The 24,578-nt window shown below is 68.5% G+C and carries 16 protein-coding genes, 1 tRNA gene and 6 pseudogenes; 14 read left to right on the top strand and 9 right to left on the bottom strand.

The genetic code is table 11. The annotated features are described in order from the left end of the window. The first annotated feature begins 780 nt into the window (after window positions 1–780). The 3 genes and pseudogenes from ACFVIU_RS25615 to ACFVIU_RS25605 all read left to right on the top strand — a co-directional run bounded on the left by ACFVIU_RS25615 (window position 781) and on the right by ACFVIU_RS25605 (window position 4,951). Entirely contained in the window at window positions 781–3,003 is a 2,223-nt protein-coding gene (locus ACFVIU_RS25615) for an alpha-L-fucosidase (RefSeq protein ID WP_385845313.1), read from the top strand. A 39-nt stretch (window positions 3,004–3,042) separates the two neighbouring features. Continuing rightward, window positions 3,043–3,993: pseudogene (locus ACFVIU_RS25610) on the top strand (arabinofuranosidase catalytic domain-containing protein); the annotation flags it as partial. A 277-nt stretch (window positions 3,994–4,270) separates the two neighbouring features. Further along, on the top strand, window positions 4,271–4,951 hold the full coding sequence (locus ACFVIU_RS25605; protein WP_385845312.1) for a CBS domain-containing protein: 681 nt from the start codon (window positions 4,271–4,273) through the stop codon (window positions 4,949–4,951). A gap of 4 nt (window positions 4,952–4,955) precedes the next feature. On the opposite strand, the gene ACFVIU_RS25600 is transcribed toward ACFVIU_RS25605, so the two are convergent. Next, the gene (locus ACFVIU_RS25600; RefSeq protein ID WP_385845311.1) at window positions 4,956–5,879 is read right to left on the bottom strand and encodes a pyridoxamine 5'-phosphate oxidase family protein; all 924 of its coding nucleotides are present in this window, start codon (window positions 5,877–5,879) and stop codon (window positions 4,956–4,958) included. 113 nt (window positions 5,880–5,992) lie between these two features. Here ACFVIU_RS25600 and ACFVIU_RS25595 point away from each other — a divergent pair, with 113 nt between their 5' ends. Next, entirely contained in the window at window positions 5,993–6,670 is a 678-nt protein-coding gene (locus tag ACFVIU_RS25595; protein WP_385845310.1) for a CBS domain-containing protein, read from the top strand. Window positions 6,671–6,682: 12 nt separating this feature from the next. Here the strand turns inward: ACFVIU_RS25595 and ACFVIU_RS25590 are convergent, their stop codons facing one another. Together ACFVIU_RS25590 and ACFVIU_RS25585 are read right to left on the bottom strand one after the other, a co-directional pair. Beyond that, on the bottom strand, window positions 6,683–6,970 hold the full coding sequence (locus ACFVIU_RS25590) for a DUF1876 domain-containing protein (protein WP_385845309.1): 288 nt from the start codon (window positions 6,968–6,970) through the stop codon (window positions 6,683–6,685). A gap of 112 nt (window positions 6,971–7,082) precedes the next feature. Next, window positions 7,083–7,900, bottom strand: a pseudogene (locus tag ACFVIU_RS25585) (universal stress protein). A gap of 193 nt (window positions 7,901–8,093) precedes the next feature. On the opposite strand from ACFVIU_RS25585, the gene ACFVIU_RS25580 reads away from it, so the two are divergent. From ACFVIU_RS25580 to ACFVIU_RS25570, 3 genes and pseudogenes are all read left to right on the top strand, one after another. Continuing rightward, window positions 8,094–8,963: a universal stress protein gene (locus tag ACFVIU_RS25580; RefSeq protein WP_385845307.1), complete on the top strand. Its 870-nt coding sequence runs from the start codon at window positions 8,094–8,096 to the stop codon at window positions 8,961–8,963. Between the two features lie 85 nt (window positions 8,964–9,048). Further along, a complete protein-coding gene (locus ACFVIU_RS25575; protein ID WP_385845465.1) occupies window positions 9,049–10,524 on the top strand; it encodes an AAA family ATPase in 1,476 nt (491 codons plus the stop codon). 78 nt (window positions 10,525–10,602) lie between these two features. Further along, window positions 10,603–11,324: pseudogene (locus ACFVIU_RS25570) on the top strand (zinc-binding dehydrogenase); the annotation flags it as partial. A gap of 111 nt (window positions 11,325–11,435) precedes the next feature. Here the strand turns inward: ACFVIU_RS25570 and ACFVIU_RS25565 are convergent. Continuing rightward, window positions 11,436–12,423: pseudogene (locus tag ACFVIU_RS25565) on the bottom strand (NAD-dependent DNA ligase LigA); the annotation flags it as partial. 297 nt (window positions 12,424–12,720) lie between these two features. Between ACFVIU_RS25565 and ACFVIU_RS25560 the strand changes: the two are divergent. Next, window positions 12,721–12,797 (top strand) — tRNA-Met (locus ACFVIU_RS25560). Window positions 12,798–12,883: 86 nt separating this feature from the next. On the opposite strand, the gene ACFVIU_RS25555 is transcribed toward ACFVIU_RS25560, so the two are convergent. Further along, window positions 12,884–13,378, bottom strand: a complete 495-nt coding sequence (locus ACFVIU_RS25555; protein WP_385845463.1) for a GNAT family N-acetyltransferase — start codon at window positions 13,376–13,378, stop codon at window positions 12,884–12,886. A 399-nt stretch (window positions 13,379–13,777) separates the two neighbouring features. Further along, window positions 13,778–14,603, bottom strand: a protein-coding gene (locus ACFVIU_RS25550; RefSeq protein WP_385845306.1) for an IS5 family transposase whose coding sequence is annotated in 2 segments (ribosomal slippage) — window positions 13,778–14,252 and window positions 14,251–14,603 — 828 coding nt in all. Because the reading frame shifts where the segments join, the coding sequence is not laid out codon by codon here. A 267-nt stretch (window positions 14,604–14,870) separates the two neighbouring features. Here ACFVIU_RS25550 and ACFVIU_RS25545 point away from each other — a divergent pair. The 5 genes and pseudogenes from ACFVIU_RS25545 to ACFVIU_RS25525 form a co-directional block, all read left to right on the top strand. After that, entirely contained in the window at window positions 14,871–15,626 is a 756-nt protein-coding gene (locus ACFVIU_RS25545; RefSeq protein ID WP_385845304.1) for a (5-formylfuran-3-yl)methyl phosphate synthase, read from the top strand. Between the two features lie 8 nt (window positions 15,627–15,634). Continuing rightward, a complete protein-coding gene (locus ACFVIU_RS25540) occupies window positions 15,635–17,038 on the top strand; it encodes an aldehyde dehydrogenase family protein (protein WP_385845303.1) in 1,404 nt (467 codons plus the stop codon). 2 nt (window positions 17,039–17,040) lie between these two features. Then, window positions 17,041–18,147: an NAD(P)-dependent alcohol dehydrogenase gene (locus ACFVIU_RS25535; RefSeq protein WP_385845462.1), complete on the top strand. Its 1,107-nt coding sequence runs from the start codon at window positions 17,041–17,043 to the stop codon at window positions 18,145–18,147. Between the two features lie 80 nt (window positions 18,148–18,227). After that, on the top strand, window positions 18,228–19,133 hold the full coding sequence (locus ACFVIU_RS25530; protein WP_385845302.1) for a class I SAM-dependent methyltransferase: 906 nt from the start codon (window positions 18,228–18,230) through the stop codon (window positions 19,131–19,133). Window positions 19,134–19,137: 4 nt separating this feature from the next. Beyond that, window positions 19,138–19,302: pseudogene (locus ACFVIU_RS25525) on the top strand (chloramphenicol phosphotransferase); the annotation flags it as partial. Here ACFVIU_RS25525 and ACFVIU_RS25520 read toward each other — a convergent pair. Both ACFVIU_RS25520 and ACFVIU_RS25515 read right to left on the bottom strand, forming a co-directional pair. Continuing rightward, window positions 19,295–19,570 (bottom strand): annotated as a pseudogene (locus tag ACFVIU_RS25520) (hypothetical protein); the annotation flags it as partial. The pseudogenes ACFVIU_RS25525 and ACFVIU_RS25520 overlap by 8 nt on opposite strands. 616 nt (window positions 19,571–20,186) lie before the next feature. After that, on the bottom strand, window positions 20,187–21,476 hold the full coding sequence (locus ACFVIU_RS25515) for a hypothetical protein (RefSeq protein ID WP_385845300.1): 1,290 nt from the start codon (window positions 21,474–21,476) through the stop codon (window positions 20,187–20,189). A gap of 1,708 nt (window positions 21,477–23,184) precedes the next feature. Between ACFVIU_RS25515 and ACFVIU_RS25510 the strand changes: the two genes are divergently transcribed. Then, a complete protein-coding gene (locus ACFVIU_RS25510; protein WP_385845298.1) occupies window positions 23,185–24,147 on the top strand; it encodes a pentapeptide repeat-containing protein in 963 nt (320 codons plus the stop codon). Between the two features lie 179 nt (window positions 24,148–24,326). Here the strand turns inward: ACFVIU_RS25510 and ACFVIU_RS25505 are convergent. Continuing rightward, on the bottom strand, window positions 24,327–24,578 hold a 252-nt coding region (locus ACFVIU_RS25505; RefSeq protein ID WP_385845297.1), incomplete at its 5' end, for a winged helix-turn-helix transcriptional regulator.

Genomic DNA, 24,578 nt, shown 5'->3' with positions numbered 1-24,578 from the left:
CTAGGTCTGTCCCGCCTATGTGGCACGACGTCCATGCGCGTCGTCTGGGCGATCGCCTCGGTCCCACTGCCGGGCTGACGGGGGAGGGGAGCTGAGGGCGAGGGGGGTGGCGGGGTAGAGCACTTGACGCCCGTAGCGGGCGCGGGCGCGGTCGGCGACGGTTTCAATCGCGAGCGGTTTGTCGTCGCTCGCGTCGAGGGTGAGCGTCTTTTCGATCTTGAGGGATGCGTTTCGAGCGGGGCGCCTCCAGTACGCCGTACGCCTCGTCCTCGCCGGCATAGTCCGCATCCATCATCTTCTCCACCAACGCAACGGCCGTTGCACGAGCTGTCACCGTCACAGCCACCCCTCCCCAAAGAGGGTCGGCCTAGACAGTCACATGATCGGCCGGGCAGGCCTTAGCGGGCAGACATGCTATGTATGATCGGGGATTAATAGTCGGATAGCTATAGATAAAGGTAAAAAAGGGGCAGTCGAAAGACCGTATTCATCCCTGCATGCCCGTTGACAGGGGCATGGTGTGTGCCGCAACTTCATGCGAGACACAGGCACGCACGGCGCAGGGTCGCACGAGAGGCTCCGGGCGGCGAAAGAGTCATGCGGCGGTGCTGCCGTACGGGAACCGAGTGAGGAGGTGCGGTCGGGAAACCGCTCCGCCGCGAGTTCCCCGGGGCCCGCGGACGCCGTCGCCGTCACAGCCGGTGGCGCGCTCCTCGCCGGCACAAGTGCAACCGGCCACCCGCCCTGGTCTTCCACCACAGCTCTGACGGAGGTACCACCATGATCAGTAGACGCCATTTCCTGGCGAGCGCTACAGGTGTCGCGGCGGCGGTGGCCGCAGGCAACGTCCTCGCCGCCGGCACCGCCCGCGCCGCGACCACGTACACCCCTACCTGGGCCTCGGTGGATCAGCACAACGCGGCTCCCGAGTGGTTCAAGGACGCCAAGTTCGGTATCTACTACCACTGGGGCGTGTTCAGCGTGCCCGCCTACGGGAACGAGTGGTATCCGCGTCGCATGTACATCAGCGGCGATGTGTGCAACCAGCACCACATCGCCACGTACGGCGACCCGTCGGCGTGGCCGTACCACAACTTCATCAACGGCGCGAAGGACCTGAACGGCAACTTCACCAAGTTCGCCCCGAAGCTGAAGTCCGCCGGCGGGAACTTCGACCCGGACGAGTGGGCGCAGTTGTTCGTCGACGCGGGCGCGAAGTTCGCCGGCCCGGTCGCCGAGCACCACGACGGGTTCTCCATGTGGAACAGTTCGGTCAACGAGTGGAACTCGGTCGCCAAGGGCCCCCAGCTCAACCTGCTCCAGCTGTTCACCGACTCCATCCGCGCCAAGGGGCTGAAGCTCCTGGTGGCCATGCACCACGCGTACAACTTCAACGGCTATTACGACCACGCGCCCGCGCAGTCCGACCCGAGCCTGCAGAAGCTGTACGGGCAGTTGGGCACCACGGCCGAGAACCAGCTGTGGTACGGCAAGCTCAAGGAGGTCATCGACCTCGCCCAGCCGGACATCATCTGGCAGGACTTCGATCTCAACAAGATCGACCAGACGCAGCAGCTGAACTTCCTGTCGTACTACTACAACCAGGCGAACACCTGGGGCCGCGAAGTCGTCGCCACCTACAAGGACGGCTTCAACCCGCACGGCGAGGTGTTCGACTACGAGCGCGGCGGCCCCAGCGACATCACCGCTCCCTACTGGCTCACCGACGACAGCATCTCCAGCTCCAGCTGGTGCTACACGGACGGCATCGGCTACTACAGCGTCCAGCAGATGCTGCACTCGCTGATCGACCGGGTCAGCAAGAACGGCAACATGCTGCTCAACATCGCCCCGATGGCGGACGGCACGATCCCCCAGGCCCAGAAGGACATCCTCCTCGGCATCGGCGACTACCTGCGCCGCTTCGGCGAGTCGGTGTACTCGACCCGGGCCTGGACCACGTACGGCGAAGGTCCCACGCACATGGGCGGCGGCGCCTTCACCGCCCCGAAGGTCGGAACGGCGCAGGATATCCGCTTCACCCGCAACAAGAACAACACCGTCCTGTACGCCACGGTCCTCAGCTGGCCGGGCAGCACTCTGAACATATCGACGCTCAGCTCCGACCGGATCGACGTCGGTTCCCTGGCCTCGGCGCAGCTGCTGAACCCCACCGCCGGCACGTACACGAACCTGCCCACGCCGACGCAGGACTCGGCCGGGCTGCACGTGACCCTGCCGTCGTCGTCGGCGCCGTTCTCCGCCCTCGCCTACGTCGTGAAGCTGACCTTCTCCGGCTCGATCCCGGTTCTGAAGCCACTGACCGGCGCCGTGGTCTACCAGGACGTCAACTACCTGGGCGGCTCCTCCGTGCTCCAGGTCGGCTCCTACACCGCCGACCAGCTGACGCTCGCCGGCCTGCCCAGCCGCAGCCTGTCCTCGCTGAAGCTGGCCCCCGGCTACCAGATCATCGGCTACTCCGGTGACAACTTCACCGGCGCCGCCTGGACCTTCACCGACGACAACGCCGACCTGCGGGTCACCGGCAACAATGACGCCGTCGTGTCGATGAAGGTGCAGCTCAACCCCTCGGCGTGGTTCAAGATCACCAACGTCACCGACGGGCTGGTGCTGGACAGCGGCGGTAACGTCCCCAGCGGCTCCAACCTCAAGCAGTGGACCTGGAACGGCAGCAGCAACCTGCAGTGGCAGGCCGTCGAGCTCGGCACCGGGTACTACAAGCTGGTCAACCGAGCCAACGGCATGGTCGCCGACGGCGGCGGCGCCACCACGAACGGCTCCCCCGCCGTGGAAGCTCCCTGGGACGGCGGCAACAGCCAGCAGTGGCAGCTCAAGTACCAGGGTGGCGGCTGGTACTGGATCGTCAACCGCGCCACCAACCTCGTCCTCGACGGCGGCGGCAGCGTGCCCTCGGGCTCCGTGACCAAGCAGTGGTCCGGGAACAGCAGCACCAACGTGCAATGGACCTTCACCAAGGTCTGAGCGGACGGGAGGGCAGGGGCCCCCGGGCTGTGAGCGCTCATGCCTGTGCTGCACATTCGCCATCGGCTGCAGCGAAGGCTGGTCGTCTTCCTGGCGGCGGTGGCGCTCGCGTTCGCCGGTCTGGTCGCCTTCGGCGGTGCCTCGCAGGCTGCCTCGCAGGGGCCGTGTGACATCTACGCGGCGGGTGGTACGCCGTGTGCGGCGGCGCACAGCACCACCCGCGCGCTGTTCGCCGCCTACAACGGCCCGCTCTACCAGTTGCAGCGCACCTCGGACAACGCGTTCAAGAACATCGGGGTGCTGTCCGCCGGTGGTGTCGCCGACGCGGTGGCGCAGGACTCGTTCTGCGCAGGCACCACCTGCACCATCACCCGCATCTACGACCAGACCGGCCACGGCAAAACCCTGGTCTACCAGGGACCCGGCGGTACCGGCGGCGCCGACACGGCCGCCACCGCGACCACCGAAGCACTCAACGTCGGCGGCCAGAAGGCCTACGCGCTGTACATCAACCCCGGCAACAGCTACTTCGCGTACAACTCCGCCGGCGGCGTGCCCACCGGCAGCTCACCCGAGGGCGCGTACATGATCACCAGCGGCACCCACGTCAACAACGGCTGCTGCTTCGACTACGGCAACACCGAGACCAACAACCACGACAACGGCAACGGTCACATGGAGGCCATCTACTTCGGCACCGAGAACCACTGGGGCACCGGCAGCGGCAATGGCCCCTGGATCATGGCAGACCTGGAGAACGGCCTGTTCTCCGGCGTGAACCAGCACCTCAACGCGGGCGACCCCACCGTCACCAACCGGTTCCAGACCGCCATGGTCAAGGGCGGCCCGAACCAATGGGCCATCCGCGGCGGCAACGCCCAGTCCGGCAGCCCATCCACCCACTACAGCGGCGTGCGCCCCAACGTCTCCGGCTACAACCCCATGCACAAGGAGGGCGCGATCATCCTCGGCATCGGCGGCGACCACAGCGTCGCTGGGCCCGTTCCACGCAGGACGCGACGATGTGCTCGGCCATGACCTCCTGGGCCGGACGGCCGAGTGGGAGTTCCATAGCCGTCCACCGCCTTCTCGCCCGGCAGCCGAGATCCTCCTGTGCATACCGTCGCACCGCGTGCCTGTCGCCGCGACACGCCACCGGGTCCCGGGCCGGGGTGGCTCTCCGGCCGGTTTGCGAGCCGTGAGGTCCTGGCGATGCTTGAGGCATCGGCCGAACTGGGCTCCCCGGCCGCCCCTCGAGGACCGAGACATGCCCGTCACTGTTCCGCACATCGTGAGCGATGTGATGACCACGCCCGCGGTCGCCGTCGGGCGCGACGCGCGGTTCAAGGAGATTGTGCGGGTCATGGACGAGCGGCAGGTGAGTGCCGTGCCGGTCGTGAGCGGTGAAGGGCGGGTCGTCGGCGTGGTGTCCGAGGCCGACCTGCTGCCCAAGGAGGAGTTCCGGGAACGCCGGCCCACCCGCTCCGAGCGCAGGCGACTGTGGTCCGACCTGGCCAAGGCGGAAGGTGCGACCGCTGAGCAGGTGATGAGCGCGCCCGCTGTCACGGTCCACTCGGACGAAACCTTGGCCCGGGCAGCTCGCCTCATGGCCGTGCACCACGTCAAACGGCTCCCCGTCGTCGATGCCGAGGACGGATTGCTCGGCATCGTCAGCCGTGGCGACCTGTTGAGGGTCTTCCTGCGCTCGGACGAGGACATCGAGGAGGAGGTCCGCCGCACGGTGGTGTCCTATCTGTTCCCCAAGCACGCCCACGCCATCCACGTGTCGGTGCGAGACGGCGTCGTCAGGCTCCGCGGACCCGTCCACGACACCTCGCTCATCTGGGTCGCCGAGCGCCTCGTGAACGGGTTGGAAGGCGTGGTGGGCGTCGAGTCCCGCCTGAGCTGCGAGGGCTCCGAACCGGACAGCCCTGAGCCCGAGGCATGATCGTCTACTGATCGGCAGGGGTGATCCGGCGGCCCGTGAGATCTGTGGGCTCGATCGACACCCACATCTCGCGCTCGCCGCCCGCCCACGGCGTGGTGTGCGCGTGTCGGGCGAGCCCGCGTACCGCCTCGGGGTCCGTCACCACACGTGCCGGTCCGACGGCGAGCACGCTCCAGCCCTGACTCAGGGCGTCGTCCACGTGGTCGACCTCGAACGCGACCTCCCTCTCCGCTGCCAGCGCCGCCACGGAGTCTGGCGCGGTCCGGAAGACGATGGCGTCATCGACGACCTCGTAATTGACCGGGACGACCACCGGACGGCCGTCGGATGTGGACACCGCGACGCGCCCCACCCCGTGCGTGGAGAGCAGGCTGCGGCATTCCTGCGGGCTGAGGTCTCGAAGCCGGGGGTGCAGCAGTGCGCGGCCCTGACCCGGTGGGAGACCGGTGCCTCCGCCACGCAGCTCGGCGACCGAGGTGCCGAGCGCGTCGGCCAGCCTGATAAGCGTCGCCAAGGTCGGATCGGCGGGCCGTTCCTCCAGGTAGGCCAAATAGTAGGGCGACATGCGTGCGCGGCCGGCAGTTTCTTCTCGGCTGAGCCCCCGCCTTCGGCGTTCGACGGCTACCCGCCGGCCGATGTCACCGGCATGGGCCGTCCCGGGCGGCCTGTACGCCGTGGACGCGGCCGCCGCCTCGTCGGCCGTCGTCGCCGCCCCGCCCGCTTCCGTAGGCTGCTGCACATCCTCGAGATGGCGGATGTGGGCGTCCGGCCCTGGAAACACGAGCGTCACGTCGTGCGTGTCGGACCAGCGCACGTCGTAGGGGGGTGTTCCGTCGTCGTGGTGCAGTCCGACGATCTCGCCGTCGCGCCTGGCGCCGCCGGTCGCCGGACTCTCGATGACGAGTTGGTCGCCGAGGTGAGCTCGCATGATCGCCGCCCTCTCCTCAGAATGGTGCTGTATCCAACCTGCCACGCGGGCCACACCGCCGCACGGGGTGGCCTGGTGTCCGCGAGGTGGGTGCCCCGCACCCGGGAGGCACCATGCATCACCGAACAGTCGAGGAGCTCATGTCCCGGAACGTCGTTCGGGCACGGCCCGACACGCCGTTCAAGGAGCTCGTCAGGCTGCTGGAGGAGAACGGGGTCACCGCCGTACCGGTGGTGGACGAGCTCGGCCGCCCGATGGGCGTGGTGTCCGAGGCCGACCTGCTGCGTAAGAGTGCCGACCAGACCGACCCGTCCGGCCGAACCCCCATCCCGCATCTGGAGGCCTGGGAGCGGGCCAAGGCCGAGGGGGCCCGGGCCGAGGAACTGATGTCCGCTCCCGCGGTGTGCGCACGGCCCGAGTGGACGGTGGTCGAGGCCGCCCGCCTCATGGAAACCCAGAACGTCAAACGCCTGCCCGTGGTCGACGAAGCCGATCGGCTGCTGGGCATCATCAGCCGTGGTGATCTGCTGCGGGTCTTCCTCCGCCGTGACGAGGCCATCCGCGAGGAGATCACCGGAGACGTTCTGCGGCGCACCCTGGGGCTCGATCCGAGGGACGTGACCGCGGAGGTGCACGACGGGCGGGTCGCCCTGACGGGCACCGTGGAGTACAGGAGTCTGATCCCCGTCATCGAGCAGTTGTGCCGGGGCGTCGACGGCGTCGTCTCGGTCACCGCGCAGATCGCGTCCCGGACGGACGACGCCCGGGACACACCTACCGGGACCTTGTGAGGCGACTGGGTTTCACAAGGGTTGACCGGCGGTCTGACGGATGCCGGGCCGCGGGGCCGCCATGCCCTCGATGTCGTGTTCGGCGGTCTCCAGCAGCTGGTGAGCGAGATCCACCAGGGCCCTGCCCGCCGCCAGCTCGTCGCCGATCTCCGGCACGTTCGTGTCCGCCGGGTGGCAGTGCGCGGTCCCGTGTCCGGTGAGCGCCGTGGTGCCGGTGTCCAGCACCAGATGAGCCTTCGTCGTTCCGTCGTCGTCCTCGAAGAGGTCGAGACGTACCTTCCACTGTCCTGTGTGCGACATCGTTCTCTCCTTGCCTCCGCGTTTCCACGATCGGACGACGGCCGTCGGGGATCACGGGGCCAAAGGTCCCCGGAGTATCGGCGACCGGCCCTGGCAGCCGGTCCTGCGGCGGTCACATCTGAGGGACGACGGCCACGGGACACGGTGCGTGATGCAGCAGCGCATGGTTGGTCAGGCCGAGTTGCAGCCCCGGATGGCCAAGTCGCCGCCGCGCACCCAGGATCAGGAGATCTGCGGTCGACGCGGCCTCCAACAGCGCCTGGCGCGCAGGTTTCTCGATCAAGCGCCGGCTCACCGTGGCGTCGCGGTACCTTTCCGCAGGACGGCGCAGAGCGTCCTCCAGCACCTGCGCCGGAGGACGCCGATGAGCCTCCAGCTGCCATGAAGGCGCCTGGGGTGTAGTACACGCACCGGACGGTGCGCTCCAGGCGTGCACGGCCTCGAGCCCACAGCGCCGCACCTCGGCCTCGCGCATCGCGAAGTCCACGGCCGTGCCGCTGCCCTCCCCGTCCTCAACACCCACGACGACGGTTCCGAACCGGGCAGCACGGTGCTCCGGGGTGCCGCGGACCACGACCACCGGGCAGTCGGCGCGTGCGGCCACGGCGAGGCTGACCGAGCCGAGGAGCATGCCGGAAAGTTCTCCGAGTCCCCTGTCTCCCCATACCAGCGCGTAGGCATTGCGGCCATGGCCGACCAAGGCGGAAGCCGCGTCCTCGTGCGACACCTCGCTGGCAGCCGCACCCCTGGTGCACCCGTCCGGGCACGTTCGACGGCAGCGTCGATCACCTCGGAGGCTTCCTGCTCACCGGCCGCCGCGTGCAGCAGGTGGAGCTGGACCCCGTGCCGGGCCGCCTCGTCGGCGGCCCAGTCGACGGCCTCAAGGCTCGCATCGGATCCGTCGATGCCCACCACCAGAGGAATCGTCACCGCTCCTGACTCCTCTCCTGCCCGCACGCCCCGCCCGCCGCCCGCGGGATCCACATGCGCCGTGGCGAGGACCGGGAGATCCTCGAAGGGGAGAAACACGTCGATCCCGGTATGCAGGCGACGTCCGGAGCGTCCACGCGATCGGACTCGTTCGCCGTCCCCTCCAGCCTCTTACGAGACGGAGACCGCCGCCATGCAACCAGTCGTAACCGTGGGCCTCGACGGCTCGCCGGCGAGCCTGGCCGCCGCTCGCTGGGCCGCCGACGAGGCCGGAAGGCGAAAGCTCACTCTGCGGTTGCTGCACGCGTGGCCGACGCTTGCCCCGGAACCGGCTCGTCTCCCCGCGGAGGTCGACCAGAACTACTGGGCGAGGCTTCTCGTCGACACGGTGCGGGCGGAACTCCGGAACCGTCACCCGGGCCTGGCCATCGGCAAGGTCCTGGTCGCCGACGATGCCCAGCACGCGCTGCTTCGAGCGGCCTCCGAGTCGGAGATGGTCGTCCTGGGCTCCCGGGGACTCGAGCCCGTCGAGAGCTATTTCCTCGGGGACGTCAGTCTGCCCGTCGTGGCACGGGCCGAGCGGCCTGGGGTGCTGGTGCGCGCCGAACCCCGGGACGAGGGGAGACCAGCCACGTCCGCGCGCCCTGTCCTCGTGGCGCTGAAGCTGAACGGATCACCGGACGACCTACTCGACTTCGCCTTTCAGACCGCTGCGGCCAGGGGCGTTCCCGTCCTCGCCGTCCACGGCCGCAGCGTGCCGCTGTACGCACGGACGCCCTGGGGGGTGGACCACGGCTTCAGCGAGAAGACGACCCGGGACGCGCACGAGCAAGTGAGTAGAGCGCTGCACCCGTGGCACGAGAAGTACCGGCGGGTGGACGTGGTCGAGAGCATCCGTCTCGAAAGCCCCGCCAAGGCCGTCGTACAGGCTGCGGAGGGCGCCTCACTACTGGTCGTGGGCCGCCGCAGGCACCGTGCCGGTCTGGCGCCCCACCTCGGTCCGGTGGCGCAGGCCGCCGTCCATCATGGCCGCTGCCCGGTCGCCGTGGTTCCCCATGACTGAGCCCGGTCTCCGCGAGCCGCGTGCCGACGTGTCCGCTCTCCGGGCGAGTGCCCCGCACGAGGGGGAGCGGCTGTCGCGCGCGGCGGTGTGCGAGACCCACACCGCGACGCTGTTCTTCGTCGGTGACCGGGCCTACAAGCTCAAGAAACCAGTTGATCTGGGGTTCTTGGACTACACCACGGTCGCGGCGCGCCGGGCCGCGTGCGAGCGCGAACTGACGCTCAACCGTCGTTTCGCCCCCGACGTCTACGCGGGACTCGGCGAGTTCCGCAGTCCCGATGCGGAGTCACCTGAACCACTCGTGGTGATGCGCCGTATGCCGGAGGAGCGCCGCCTCTCCCACCTCGTAAGGGCAGGGGCTGCGGTGGACGACGTCCTTCGCGCCGTCGCGCGGCAACTGGCGGCATGGCACGCGCACGCACCCCGTGGCCGTGACGTGGACGAGCAGGGCACGCGGGACGCGCTGTCGGCACGATGGGAGGCGAGTTTCGCGCAGGTCCGGGAGCTGGCCGCGCACGGCGCCGTGCCCGACTGCCTGACAGAGATCGAGGGGCTGGTGCGCCGGTATCTGGCCGGTCGCAAGCGGCTGTTCGACACGCGCATCGAGCAGGGACGGGTGGTCGACGGCCACGGTGACCTGCTGGCCGAGGACGTCTTCTGCCTCGACGACGGCCCCCGCGTCCTGGACTGCCTGGAGTTCGACGACCGCCTCCGCTACGTCGACGGCCTGGACGACGCCGCGTTCCTCGCCATGGACCTGGAACACCTCGGCGCCCCGGAAGCCGCGGCATACTTCCTCGCCCGGTACGGCGAATACTCAGGGGACCCCGCGCCTCCGTCCCTGTGGCACCATTACGTCGCCTACCGCGCCTTCGTCCGCGCCAAGGTCTCGGTGATCCAGGCCGGACAGGGTGCGTCCGGCGCGGAAGTGGCGGCGCGGCGGCTTGCCTCCATGGCACTGCGCCACCTGCGCACCTCCGCAGTCGGCCTCACCCTCGTCGGCGGACTGCCGGGCAGCGGGAAGTCCACCCTCTCCGGAGCCTTGGCCGACCGGCTGGGAGTCGCCCTGCTCAGCAGCGACCGCATGCGCAAGGAACTGGCCGGCATTCCGGCGGAGCAGTCCGCCGCGGCCGGCTACGGCGAAGGGCTGTACACGCCCGAGTGGACGGCCAGGACCTACGCCGCCCTGCTCGACCGCGCGTCCGCACTGCTCTGCTCCGGTGAATCGGTGGTCCTCGACGCCACCTGGTCCGACGCCGCACAGCGCGAATCCGCTCTGCGCGTGGCCGACCGAACCAGCGCCGAACTGGTGGCCCTCCACTGCCAGGTGCCGGGCGAAGTGTCGGCGGCCCGCCTGAGCACGCGCGCCCCCGGCATCTCCGACGCCGGCCTCGACGTCGCCACCGCCATGGCCGCCAGGGAGCCGCCGTGGCCCGAAGCCGTCCCGGTCGACACCAGTGGCGCCCTGGAGTCCGCGGTCACCCAGGCGCTCGCGGCCGTACGGCCGTGGGGCAGCGGTCAGGCACCCGTCTTCCGCCGCCCTTACATGGAGCCGGACTGAGGTGTCGCGAGTGGCCGTGTCGCCCGAGCGCAGTGCGGGGGTGACCCTGGAGGTGGGGGGAGCGAGGGAGCGAATGCGGTGCGAGCGCTCGTCCACCACGGCCCGGCACACACCTCCTGGGACACCGTCCCCGACCCGGTGATCGAGGAGCCGACCGACGCGATCGTGCGGATCGATGCCACCACCGTCTGCGGCACTGACCTGCACATCCGGCGGGGCGACTTCCCCGAGGTGAAGCCGGGGACGGTCCTGGGCCGCAGGTACGGACAGTGCCATGGGGGCGGCGGATGGATGTTGGGGAGCCTGGTCAACGGCACCCAGGCCGAACTGGTGCGCGTCCCGTTCGCCGATCACTCCACCACCCGACGGCCCCCCGACCTCCCGCTCGCTGACGCGGTCTTGCTCGCCGAACTCCTCCCCACCGCCTACGAGGTCGGGGTCCGCAACGGACATGTCGGCCCGGGAGACACGGTCGTCGTGGTGGGCGCTGGCCCTGTCGGTCTCGCCACGGTGGTCGTCGCCCGGCTCTAATCGCCTCGCAGGATCATCGTCGTCGACCTGGCCGGCGCCCGGCTGGAGAACGCCAAGCGGGTGGGGCGGATGCTGCCGAGTCACCGGGAACCATGATCGCCGAACTGTCCGAGGGGCCGGGCGCCGACGTGGTCGTCGAGGCGTCCGGCGACCCGGAGGGTTTCGTGCTCTGTACGCGTGCCGTCCGCTCGGGAGGGCACATCGCCAACGTTGGCACCCACGGCAAGCCGGCGAGGCTGCATCTGGAGTCCCTCTGGCGCAAGAACGTGGATCGCCCCCACTACCCGAGAAATGCAACAGGACTGTTGCTGCCACCCGCGGAACCGATGCCTTCCTGACCTGGGTCATCATGGTGAGCTCGACGGAGTGCATCAGCTCTGAACTTGCGGCAGAACCGGCAGCTTGTAGGCGATCGCCCATCGCGGTGCGCGGGAACCGGATCCGGCCGCCTCCTGGTCAGCGGCGAAGTCGGCCTTGAAGACGATGCCGTCGATGTCGAAAGGCAGGTCCGCCCGCGCAGCGGCGATCTCCTTTACCCGGGCCAGCACCGCCTCAGTGCCGTGGGCGACCGTGTCCGGGACGGCGGTCTGGGCGCTGGTGTGCACGCCGAAGTCGGCGACCAGCTTCATCAGGTCGCTGTGTGCACATGAGGTCAGCCGTTCGGCGAGGGCCGGGTCGGTGTCCGGCATGAGAAGCAGGCCGTAGCCGAAGAAGGTCATCGGGACCGTGTAGGCGCGCTCCTTGGCTCGCAGTGTGCCGGCGGCCGCGTTGCGGGGATGGGCGAACGGCTGTCCGCCGTGAGACGTGCGCACCTCGATGGCGCGCTCGAACTGGATGGTGGTCATGAGGACTTCGCGCGCACCTCCACGGTGACCGGCTCGGCCAGGGTCGCGGGCAGTCCCTCTATGGTGCCGATCGCGTGCGAGACGTCCTCCCCAGCCGTCCCGTCCCCGCGAGTGATCAGTTGGGTGAGGCGGCCACTGCTGTAGCGGGCCGCGACCGCCAGCCCGTCCAGCTTCGGCCCCACAAGGAAGCGCGTGGCCTCAGGGCCGATCCGTCTGTCCAGGGATACCGTCCAGGCGGTGAATTCCTCCGGGGAGAACACGTTGTCCAGGCTGAGCATCGGCACTGTGTGCGGTACATCGCCCTCGGCCGCACCGCCGGCGATCGTGCCCGTGGGGGAGTCGGGCAGCACTTGATCGGGGTGTTCTGCCTCCCACGCGGAGATCCCCGTACCAGGCGGTCGTAGGCGTCATCATCTAGCGGTGATATGCCACCCGCGTAGTAGGCGGCGGCCGCACGCCCTGCGTCCTCGACTGCTTGCGCGTAGGCGGCGCCATCGTCGATCACTGCTGCAGAAGTCGTCATGCTCGGCATCTTGCCGTCCACCACTGACGGGCCGCCGACGAAGGATGGCTGGTGAGGTGAGGGGAGTGGTAGTCACGACCCGGCTATCGCCACCGTGGGCGGGCGGCGCGGCCTCGGCGTACAGGGGCGGCACCGGGTAGGAGCCGGCCCTCAGCGGCGAGCCAGAGAGGCGCTGAACAGGCCCTGCACTTTCGACGTCACCCAGGACCGGAAGGCCCCAGGCCCAGAGCATCGTCCGCCGCGGCTGACGTCCGACCCGAGTCCCGCGTGATCCACCATGTAGAGTGGCATCACCGACGCGGGGTGGAGCAGCTCGGTAGCTCGCTGGGCTCATAACCCAGAGGTCGCAGGTTCAAATCCTGTCCCCGCTACCAGAAGAAGGGGTCCGCTAGCGCGGGCCCCTTCTGCGTTGGCGGCCGGACGAGCAGCCGGCCAGTGGGCAGTGTTGTCGCGACCTGTTCTACCGCTCCGCGAGAGCCGAACGGCTGGTGCTGCGCTGGCCAGACTCGACCGTAACGAACGTGTCCGATCCGTGTCGGGCTCGACGGAGTGAGACGCCCAGCCCTTTCAGTGCCAGTTGGTAGCCGTCATCGCCGTCGTTGCAGCAGAGCTCGAGGCCTGGAAGCCACACCCGGAACGGCTCCCCCTGCGCTGCTACCAGGTATCCGCGCTGGCGGTACCAGCGCATCACTCCGTACTCCCCGCGGGCGATCTTCGCCATCACCACGCGGCACCCCTGGTTTCCCAACCACCCCTCGGTCTCTTCAAGGAGTGCACTGCCCACTCCTTGTCGGCGGACGTCGGCGTCGACGGCCAGCAAGTCAATCTCTGCCAGCACCCGGGCCAGAGCACGCAGCGCGGAACGTCCGTGCTCGGCGTGCTGGCGCATCAACCGAACTGGGGGAGTCACGAAAGCCAGCCCGCATGGTTCACCTGCCGACTCCCTCTCGGCCACCACGGCTCGCGCTTGTCCGAAGGGGCGTACGGAGAACTCGCCACCATAACGTTCCACGATTGTCCCAAGCGGCTGATCCTTCGGCTGCCGCAAGGAGGGGCGACCTCCTATGGCAATGTCTGACAGCCGGTTGAGATCCTTGCTCTCACCGCGGCGTGCGGTGCGAATGGCAAGCACCGAATGTCCTCTCGTCGTTTGCGAGCAGGTCCGCCCCTTACGTGATGCGGGCGTCCCATACAACGACAGACCAACTGTTTAGGCACACAACAGCCGTATTTCCTCCGCAGTTCCGCCCGGGGAAGAGCTGCCTGTGTGCGGCCGACGGCCCAGCGGCCTTCACCGCGCTCCAAGCCGTGGAGCAGGCCCTGCCGGAGTACCGCAGCAGCGCCCTCGGACGGCTTAGAGTTCCCCACAAAGGCGTTGGACGTGGCGGTGGGTGATGAGGCATGTAGCGAGGCCGAGGAAGGCTTCGTGGATGTCGTCCCGTCGCTCCCAGCGGATCCGTAGGCGGCGGAAGCCGGGGAGCCAGGAGATGGTCCGCTCCACGACCCAGCGGAAGGTGCCCAGGCCCGTGCCGTGCTGTCGGCCGCGTTCGGCGATGACGGGGCGGATGCCTCGCTGCCAGAGCAGTCTCCGGTACTTGTCGTGATCGTAGCCGCGGTCGGCGAAGAGCATGTCGGGGCGTCGTCTGGGCCGGCCGACAAGCCCTGCGACGGCCGGGACCTTGTCCAGCAGGGGCAGCAGTTGGGTGACGTCGTTGCGGTTGCCGCCGGTCAGCGACACCGCGAGCGGAATGCCCTGCCCGTCGGTGAGGACGTGGTGCTTGCTGCCCGGCCGTGCGCGGTCGACCGGGCTGGGACCGCTTTTGGGCGCGTCGAGCCGCCCGTACGTGGGAGGAATCGATCACCGCCCGCGACCGGTCCAGCTTCTTCGCCGACGGCAGCTTCTTCAGCAGGACCACGTGCAGCTGGTCCCACACACCTGCCTCGTTCCATGCGGCCAGACGCCGCCAGCAGGTCATGCCCGAGCCGAAGCCCAGCTCCTGGGGCAGGTACTCCCACTGGATCCCGGTGTGCAGCACGAACAGGATCCCGCACAGCGCTTGCCGGTCCGGCACCCGAAGCCGGCCCGCGACCAGCTTGGGGCCGGGTTCGGGCAGCAACGGCTCGATCGACGACCACAGTTCATCCGACACGACCCACGGCCGCGACTGACGCTTCCCCACGACCAGACCCACGAGCAGCCCCGCCGATAGTCACATGATCAACGACTTCTGTTAGGGCCAGTTAGCCGAACTCGTGCCGAAATGATGAGTAACGCCGGTTCACGCCGGTGTGCGCGGCGCACCCCGTGGGGGCACGAGCGCCCGATGGGAACCTCCGCACGCTCTACCGGGACCCCTGGGGGACGGAAATGATGAGCGCACCGTACGTGAACCAGATAATCCGCACCCCTGTCCGCAAGGCGGACATGCGGCGGAAGGAGCCCGTTGGTGTTGCTTCTCATCTCCCCGGACAGCGTGGAGGAGGCCCTCGACTGTGCGAAGGCAGCGGAGCACCTCGACATCGTCGACGTCAAGAAGCCCGACGAGGGCTCGCTCGGCGCCAACTTCCCCTGGGTCATCAGAGAGATCCGCGACGCGGTCCCGGCGGACAAACCGGTGTCCGCCACCGTGGGAGACGTCCCGTACAAGCCCGGCACCGTGGCCCAGGCCGCGCTCGGCGCGGTCGTCTCCGGCGCCACGTACATCAAGGTCGGCCTCTACGGATGCACGACGCCCGATCAGGGCATCGAGGTCATGCGCGCGGTCGTCCGGGCAGTGAAGGACCACCGCCCCGAAGCGCTCGTCGTCGCCTCCGGCTACGCCGACGCCCACCGCATCGGCTGTATCAACCCGCTCGCCGTGCCCGACATCGCCGCCCGCTCCGGCGCCGACGCGGCCATGCTGGACACCGCCATTAAGGACGGGACGCGGTTGTTCGACCACGTTCCGCAGGACGTCTGCGCCGAGTTCGTCCGGTTGGCCCACACGTCCGGTCTGCTCGCCGCCCTCGCGGGCAGTGTCAAACAGACCGACCTCGGCCCGCTGACCCGCATCGGTACGGACATCGTGGGCGTGCGCGGAGCGGTCTGCGAGGGCGGCGACCGCAATGCCGGAAGGATTCAGCCGCATCTGGTGGCCGCCTTCCGGACGGAGATGGACCGGAACGCCCGAGAGTACGCGGCGGGCGTCCCCGCCGTGAACTGACCACCGGCATGCCGACCTCTGAGCCCGACCGCGGCCCCGGACGCCGGGCCGCGCGTTTCTCCGTCGTCGACCCGGCCACCGGGGAGACCTTCGATGAGGCCCCTGACCAGCAGCCGGACGAGTTGGACGCCGTGGTCGACCGGGCCCACCGGGCCTGGCACGGCTGGCGTACCGAGCCCGCCGCCCGCACCGCCGCGCTGCGTGCGGCGGCCGACGCCGTGGACACGGCCGGCGACGACCTCGCCCGGTTGCTCACCCGAGAACAGGGCAAGCCCCTGGCCGAGTCGTACGCGGAGATCGCCCGTACGGCGGCCCGCCTGCGCTACTTCGCCGACCTGGCCCCCAGAACGCGGCGGATCACCGACGGCCGGCCCGTGCACAGCGAGATCCGCTGGCGACCTCTCGGACCCGTCGCCGCGATCGTGCCGTGGAACTTTCCCCTCCAGCTCGCGGCGGCGAAGTTCGCGCCCGCGCTCGCAGCGGGCAACACCATCGTCCTCAAACCATCCCCATTCACCCCCCTCGCCACCCGACTGCTCGGCTCCGTCCTCGCCACCGCCCTGCCCGAGGACGTACTGACCGTCGTCACCGGCCGCGAACCCCTCGGCGCCCGCCTGGCCTCCCACCCGGGCATCCGCCACGTCACCTTTACCGGCTCAGTGCCCACCGGGCGGGCCGTCGCCGAAGCGGCGGCGGCCTCGCTCGCCCGGGTCACCCTGGAACTGGGCGGCAACGACGCCGCCGTCCTGCTCGAGGACGTCGAGGTGGACCGGATCGCGGACCGGCTGTTCTGGGCCGCGTTCCGTAACTGCGGGCAGGTCTGCATGGCGGTCAAACGCGTCTACGCCCCGGCCCGGCTCCACGCCGAGGTCGTCGAAGCCCTCGCCCAGCGCGCGAAGACCGTCCCTGTCGGAGCCGGCCTCGCCCCTGACACCCGGCTGAGCCCGGTCAACAACGCCCCCCAGCTGGCCCGGGTCGAACAGGTCGTGAAGCAGGCCCTGACGGACGGAGCCCGGGCCGCGGCCGGCGGGCACCGGCTGGACGGGCTGGGCTACTTCTTCGCCCCCACGATCCTTACCGATGTCCCACCCGGCAGCCCGGTGGTGACCGAGGAACAGTTCGGACCGGTCCTGCCGGTGCTGCCGTACCGGAGCCTCGACGAAGCCGTCGACGCGGCCAACGGCACCGGCTTCGGACTGGGCGGCTCCGTATGGGGCACCGATCTCGACCGGGCCGAGGCGGTGGCCGACCGGCTCGAATGCGGCACGGCCTGGATCAACCACCATGGCGAACTGTCCCTTGCCCAGCCCTTCGCAGGCGTCAAGAACAGCGGTGTCGGCGTAGCGGGCGGGCCGTGGGGGCTCTACGGCAACCTCCGGCCGTTCGTCGTCCACCGCCCGCAGGAGGCATGACGATGAGGTTCCAGGCGGCCGTACTGCGCTCCTACGAGGACCCGTTCACGGTCGAGGAGGTGACCCTGCGCACGGAACCCGCCGCTGGCGAGATCCTGGTCGAGATCGCGGGCTGCGGGATGTGCCGGACGGATCTCGCGGTCCGGCGATCGGCCGGCCGCAGCCCGCTGCCGGCGGTGCTCGGCCACGAGGGGGCCGGGGTCGTGGTGCGGACGGGCTGCGGCCCGGACACCGCGATCGGCGTCGGTGACCACGTCGTGCTGAGCTTCGACTCCTGCGGACACTGCCGCAACTGCCGCGGCGCGGCGCCCGCCTATTGCGACTCCTTCGCCTCCCTCAACCTCTTCGGAGGACGCAAGGAGGACGCACCGCGGCTCACCGACGCGACCGGGGAAGCGCTGGCCCCCCGGTGGTTCGGCCAGTCCTCGTTCGCCCAGTACGCGCTCGTCCCGGTCCGCAACGCCGTCCGGGTCGATGCCGCACTGCCCGTCGAACTGCTCGGGCCGCTCGGCTGCGGCTTCCTCACCGGCGCCGGAGCCGTGCTGAACGCCTTCGGCGCCGGCCCCGGCGCCACCCTCGCGGTCTTCGGCGCCGGAGCGGTGGGCCTGGCCGCGGTGATGGCGGCCACCGCCGCCGGCGCGCTCACCGTCGCCGTCGACCGGCATCCCGGGCGGCTGGCCCTGGCCGAACGGTTCGGCGCAATCCCGCTGCCCGCTGAAACGGCCGGACTGCCCGAGCAGATACGGCGGCTGACCGACGGCGGCGCGCAGTACGCGCTGGACACCACAGCCTGGCCCCCGCTCATCAACGACGCGCTCCGGGCCCTGCGCCCCACCGGCAGCCTCGGCCTGGTGGCACGGCTGCACACCGCGCTGCCGCTCGTACCGGGCACGCTGGAGGGAGGCCGCAGCATCCGCCACATCTGCGAAGGGGACGCCGTACCCGGACTGCTGATACCCCGGTTGACCGGGCTGTGGCAGGCCGGACGCTTCCCCTTCGACCAGCTGATCCGCACCTACCCGCTGGCCGACATCAACGAGGCCGAACGCGACTGCAACGCGGGCCGCGTGGTCAAACCCGTCCTGCTCCCCGAGGGGAGAAGCCGATGAGCGAGGCACGCAGCACCGCAGACTCACCGCATCCGACAAGCAGGCACCCGGCAGTCCCCACTCCCGCAGGCGGAGGAAACATGGTCGGCACGGCGCCGCAGCACACAAACGTGGAAGGCGTGGACGGAGGCGTGGGCCTGACCGCCCTCCTGGTCGCCGCGGCACGGGCGATCGAGACCCACCGCCACGACAGCCTGGCCCAGGACGTATACGCGGAACACTTCGTGCGTGCCGCCCCCGGGTGCGCAAACTGGCCGGTGCGCATCCAGCAGGTCCAGGACGGGGACGGCAACCCCCTGTGGGGGCGGTTCGCCCGCTACTTCGGCCTGCGGACCAGGGTCCTCGACGACTTCCTCCTCGGGTCGGTCCGCAGGAGCGCCCGCCAAGTGGTCCTGCTGGGCGCCGGGTTGGATACCCGCGCCTTCCGGCTGGACTGGCCGTCCGGCTGCGTGGTCTTCGAGATCGACAGAGCGGGGGTGCTGGCGTTCAAGCACCAAGTGCTCACGGACCTGTCGGCCACCCCGAAAGCCAAGCGCGTCCCCGTACCGGCCGACCTGCGCGCTGACTGGGTCACCGCGCTGACCACCGCCGGCTTCGACCCGGTCGCACCGAGCGTCTGGCTGGCCGAGGGACTGCTCTTCTACCTGCCGGGGCCCGCCGAGACCTACCTCATCGACACGGTGGACCGGCTGACCACCGAAGGCAGCGCACTGGCCTTCGAGGCCAAGCTGGAAAAGGACCTGCTCGAGTACCGCGACAGCGCGATCTACACGGCGACGCGAGAACACATCGGCATCGACCTGCTCCACCTCTTCGACAAGGGACCACGACCCGACTCCGCAGGCGACCTGACGGCCAAGGGCTGGTCCACCTCGGTACACACCCCCTTCGACTTCACCCACCAGCACGGACGCGGCCCCCTCCCCGAGCCGAACGACGCGCTGGAGGGGAACCGGTGGGTCTTCGCGCACAAGCCCCGGCTATGAGGTCTCGGTGGCCGCAGGCCGTGACGTCGCACGAGGCGATCGGACCATCGGGATGGCTGCACCCCAGGCGGAAGTGGTCCACCAGGGCGTGGCCTATGACCTGGTGGTGGACACCACACACGCAGAGGCGATGGAGTGCGCACGGACCATCGCCGGGCATGTCAAGTGATCGACAGCCAGGCTGTCTGCCGCTGTGAGGCCGGGGCGAGTCGGGCGGCGGTGGTGAGGGGGCGTCCGCCCCAGCGGATGCCCTTCTCGCTGCGGATGCGGGCGCGGTCCTTGCGCTGGGCGGCGAGCATGTCGGGGTGACGGGTGTTGGCGTTGCGCCAGCGCAGATAGCGGTGCAGGGCCCGGGTCTGCTCGGGGTGGCTGCGGTGGTGGGAGTTGGCCAGAGTGAACTGCCGCAGCGGTCCGAAGTGCGCCTCGATCGGGTTGGCCAGCCGACCGATCAAGCGCGCGTGCGTCTGCTGCGCCCCCACCGGCCTCAGCCACGTTGCCGAGGTTCCTTTGAGCAGACAGCTGGGGAAGCTGAGATCATTTGCGGTCGGTTCAGGCGCTGATGGTTGATCTGCGCTGTCGCCGGAGCCGCTGGCTTTCACTGTGATGCCCGCTGTTCCCCGTTCGATCTGGTGCGCTTGTTGTGCGGCCACGGAGCGCCGGCTCCGCGCGGCGTCCTGCCCGGGTGGGTACCGGAAGGTTCCGAGGCGGCTGCCGACCACTGCTTCAGGAGTTCGATCGCAGGGCCCCGTGGGCCCCGCTCCTCGCGATGAAACACCACTCGTGCTCGCTCAAGTACACCTCGGCCCGTTGTCATTGATGTCACATGGTGATGTCAGGTTGGATGGCGTGATGGAGGGTGACGAGGCAGAACTGTTCACCGATGGCGACTCCTTCAAGTATTCCGCAGCGACCTGGCCGAGGTGATGGAGGCGTGCGCGCCGGCGGGCTGGCTGACGCCCGAGAGGCCGCTGTGGCCACCGGCTGCCACCCCATATCGACGCTAGATAGGGACTTGACTCGTTCACTCGTTGGCAGGCTTACCGCAGATTCCGCTCAGGTGCGTGGAATTTTATACCCAGACCTTGAAAATCGAGCGAGCCACCCATTGGGAGCTACGATGGCTGCATCCATTCCCGTATCTCCAGGGCTCATTTCAATAAGATTTTGACGCTCAAGCTCCTCTGCGTGTTGCCTCATGTCTCGAACATCCGTAAAATTGAAGGACTCGAAGTCTTCAAAATTACAAGATCCCCCATTATCGACCATCTCATCCAGCAGCCTCCAGCCGACTGTTGAAATGTTGGAGTTGTGGGCATATTCATCCGAACGGAGCGTCAACCAGGATTCCAATAGTGCAATACATTCCAAATCATCCGCATCCAAGATGCCCTCGTCGTGCAGCCGGAAACTAAAATCCTCACACTTCTGGAGAGTGTTTCTGAGGTTGCATTTTAGTATCTCGTAGAGATGCCGAAAACCGATGGGCCCGACCGGGGCTGTCCCGCCAGTCGAGTACTCGCCGATCCTAGCCTCGAGGGCTCTTATGGCGTCATCCATGGACAATGGATCCACTTCGATCGGATGACACAAGCGGCCTTGGAGCCGAGGTGAGGATGCTGCTGTGCGCACCACCCCTCGTGCGCCGCAGATAACCCACCTCAAGCCTGATTCGGCGAGGATCGTGTCGCGCATTTCCTCGAGCGCCTGTCGCGCTGACGCAGAGCTAACCAGAAGTTCCAAATTATCCAATACGCAGACGAAGTATCCGCATCCCTGAGGATCGAAGCATTTGCGCATCCAGTTTCGAACCGTTTTGGCGAGCCCTGATTCCGCAAACCCGACTGAAGTATTCAGGGATTCACTTCTCGCACCTGTCACGCCAAAGCCGGCGATTGAAGCGCCAGCGGATACCGACTTTACTGTAGGTGAGTTCATCCACTTGTTTACGTCTCTCACCTTAGGCGCATCATAGCCCCAGCTACGCAATTCATCCCTGTACCGGATGAACGCTTCGGCCACCGCCCGATAGACCTTAAATTCAAGAGCCGTTATGCCATCTTTCGTGGTGAGCTGGAATTCCTCCCCAAGAGGCAGTAGTAGTGGACTCCTGGCCTTATCGCTATTCCGCTTCATGCGATAGTTGGCTATGGTTATGAGGCTAGTTTTTCCAGCCCCGGCCTCGCCCTCTATGGTGACGTGACTTGAGGAGGAGGCCAGTCGATTAATCAATCGTCGTATGTGATGCTCACGCCCCACGAGTAGCCTTTCCCCTGTCGCCGTCGGAGGGAGGGAGTCAGTGTCATAGGGGCTTTGAGTAAAACCGAAATCCGACCAGATTGTCATGATGCCCCAACTGGTACTTCGTTGAAATGGTTACAATCTCGGATTGGATGCTCTTTATTCCAAGGGTAGAAGCTACCGGCGAAGTCCTCAACTTGCGCCTCACGTCCGGTTATCATCACCGCACAGGGCACGTAGCCAGTCGGCTCCCGCGGCAGAATCGGCCAGATGCCCGCCGCAGCCGTGGCTAGTGAACTCAGGCTGCGGAACTGAAACAACTTTGAGGTCTGCCTCCGCCTGCGAACCGCATTCCGTTGGCAGTTCTACGGCGACCTCTGCTAGTCAGGCATCGCATACGACCCGGTCGGCGTGGCGGCCGTGGGCTGGTCTGCGCTGCGGCCGGGTGGAGATGGACCCAGCACACCGCGCGGCCACGCCACTGGAGCGGCCAGGACCATGGCCGCCTCACCGGCCGGCCACAACGGCACGCGATCGCCGTCGAGCATGAACTCCTCCGCTCTAGCAGGTCGCCCAGGAACTGGCCGCCCTTGAACAGCGGCCAGGCAGGAAGGATGTCGGTGAGGCGGGCCGCCGTTCGGAGTCGCCCCCCCGGCACAGCCGCGCCGTGCCGGGCCGGCGTGCACAGCCCGGACCGGGTCAGTCCGTTGACCGCGCGCAGCGGGCTCAACACCGCGATCGCCGGGGAGCAGGCCGCCCGCAGCGGTCTGGTGGTGGCGTAGTGGGCGATCTGGCGGAGCACGGCTTTTTCTTCGTTGTCCGCCGACGATGGCGAGATCGCTTTCGAAGCGGGTGATTTGCGTCGGCTGCGAGACGATTCAGCGAGTTCGATGGCGTACTCGATGGAGCCTGCCGCGCGCCGGCCTGCGGGCGGCGTCCGTCATAGGAGGCGGGCCGGGCGACGGCTGGCGGGCGTGCTGGCGTCCTTGCCCGGCTCGCCGTCGTGTTGCCGCATTGGCCTCGGCGAGCCGGGCTGGGGCCCGTTGTCCCGCGCCTGTCCGGTTGTGCTGGTCCGGCCGCTGCCCGGCTGCTTGCTGCTGTGTCCGCGCTCCTCGTGCTGCACGCAGTACCCGTGGCACCAGCAGCATGCGTAACGACAGCAGCAGCCGGGCGAGCAGCAGCACCTTCCGCGCCGCAGCAGCACCTCGCCGGCCCTGGCCGAGCCCAGGAGCTGCTGCTGCGTTCGGCAGGGGACTGATTGCCGTGCTGCGCCCCGGTGTGCTGCCGCCCCGCGGGGCGGCGTCGGGAACGGGTGCGGAGGTGGCCGGCCACCCGGCGCCGATGTCCCAGGCAGGGGCGGGTGGCTGTGATGTGGAGTCCGGGCCTTGGCTGGGTCTCGGAAGGGTGCCCGGTGGGCCGGATGGGGGAGGGGCCCGTACCTGGTGTGGTGCTTGCCGTCGGGTTCCTGGAGGGGCCGGGGGAGGCACCTGCGCCGGCTGGTTGTGCGAGCCGAAGTCCGCAGTCGTGGCCGGGCTGCCGTCGGTCGGCACCGACGGAGCGGTGGCGCCCGGGGCCTCCTTGACCTGCGACAGCGAAGACGGACCGCTTGTCACCGAAGTTGGGAAAGCGCTGCTTTGTGCCAACGAAGTTGGCCCTGTTCTCGTATAGCTACGGTAGGCGGGACATGCATCGGAGAGTGACCGTGGCCCCGGCCTGTCGTGGGAAGGCAGTCCCCAATCCGAGTGTCATCAGAACTTCGATTTGGCACGCCACCTGGCCGGTGCAGGGGCGCCCCGTTTGGGCGACGCTCCTTGTGGGCCTCGCCGGCGCCCTGCTCGCGAGCGCAGGAGCGTTCGCCGGCGCCTGGCGCTCCTCAAGAGCCCTCCGCCAGAACACCGAAAGAACCCTGGAACACGAACGAACCCGCCTGCTCAACGAACGCTTCAGCACCGCAGCCGAACTCCTCGGCCACAACGAAGCAGCCTGTCGCCTCGCAGGCGTCCACGCCATGGCCGGCCTCGCCGACGACTGGACCGAACGCCGACAAACCTGCATCGACGTTCTCTGCGCGTACCTACGCATGCCCTATCCACGAGGCCTGGCAGAGAACACACCAGACGACGAGGACCCAAACGGACAAGCCAACCGCGAAGTCCGCCTCACTGTCATTCGGACAATCCGTGACCACCTCCTACCCGCCAACCCAGCCGAGACGTCCTGGAGCGGATACGACCTCGACTTCACCGGCGCCGTATTCGATGGCGGCGACTTCTCCAACGCCAGGTTCTCCGGCGGCAAGGTGCGTTTCACCGGAGCCACGTTCTCCGGCGGCCTGGTGAGCTTCTACGGAGCCACCTTCTCCGGCGGCTCGGTGGGCTTCTACGGAGCTACGTTCTCCGGCAGCGAGGTGCTCTTCCGCGGAGCTACGTTCTCCGGCGGCTCGGTGAACTTCCGCGGAGCCACGTTCTCCAGCGACGTGGTGAACTTCGACCGCGCCGCGTTCTCGGGCGGCGAGGTGAGCTTCTACGGCGCCACGTTCTCCAGCGGCACGGTGAACTTCGACCGCGCCAAGTTCTCCAGCGGCACGGTCAACTTCGACCGCGCCAGGTTCTCCGGTGCCACGGTGACATCCCATGCAGCACAGTTCGATGGCGGTGTCGTCGACATGCGAGACGTGGCAACCTGGTCGAGGCCTCCGTCCCTCGACGACGGCCTCCTAACAGCCCCACCCGCAGGACTACTCCTGCCAGGCGCGCCGCCCATGCCGAAACCTTGAAACCGCAACGGCGGCCCGACCCATCAGGGGTGATGACACAGGGCCTGTTTCACCGCCTCGGGCGGGAACAGGCTGGCCTGTGACAGCGAAGACGGACCGCTCGACATCCACGAAGCCTTCCTCACCCCGGGATGTGCACTCATCTGCTGGCGACGGCTGCGCTCATGCTGTTGATCTGTCTAGCACGTTGGACGAGGGGACGGCGGGTCGGGAGCGCATGCTGCTTCCTGGGCGGCCATAACCTCATCGCCGTGCTCGAAGGCCCATGCGCCGACGGCGTCGATGGGCGCCAGCAAGGTCCGGCCCAAAGCGGTGAGCTGGTACTCGACCCGTGAGGGGTGGTCGTTGTCTGCCTGCCGGTCGACCAGTCCGTTGAACTGCAGCCGGCGCAGAGTCTCGGTGAGGACCTTGGAGCTGATGCCCCCGATCCG

The sequence above is a fragment of the Streptomyces sp. NPDC127190 genome (genome assembly GCF_042672505.1).
Lineage (GTDB): Bacteria > Actinomycetota > Actinomycetes > Streptomycetales > Streptomycetaceae > Streptomyces.
Note: the sequence above shows the minus strand (reverse complement) of the source record. Positions and strands in the feature narration are given on the sequence as shown.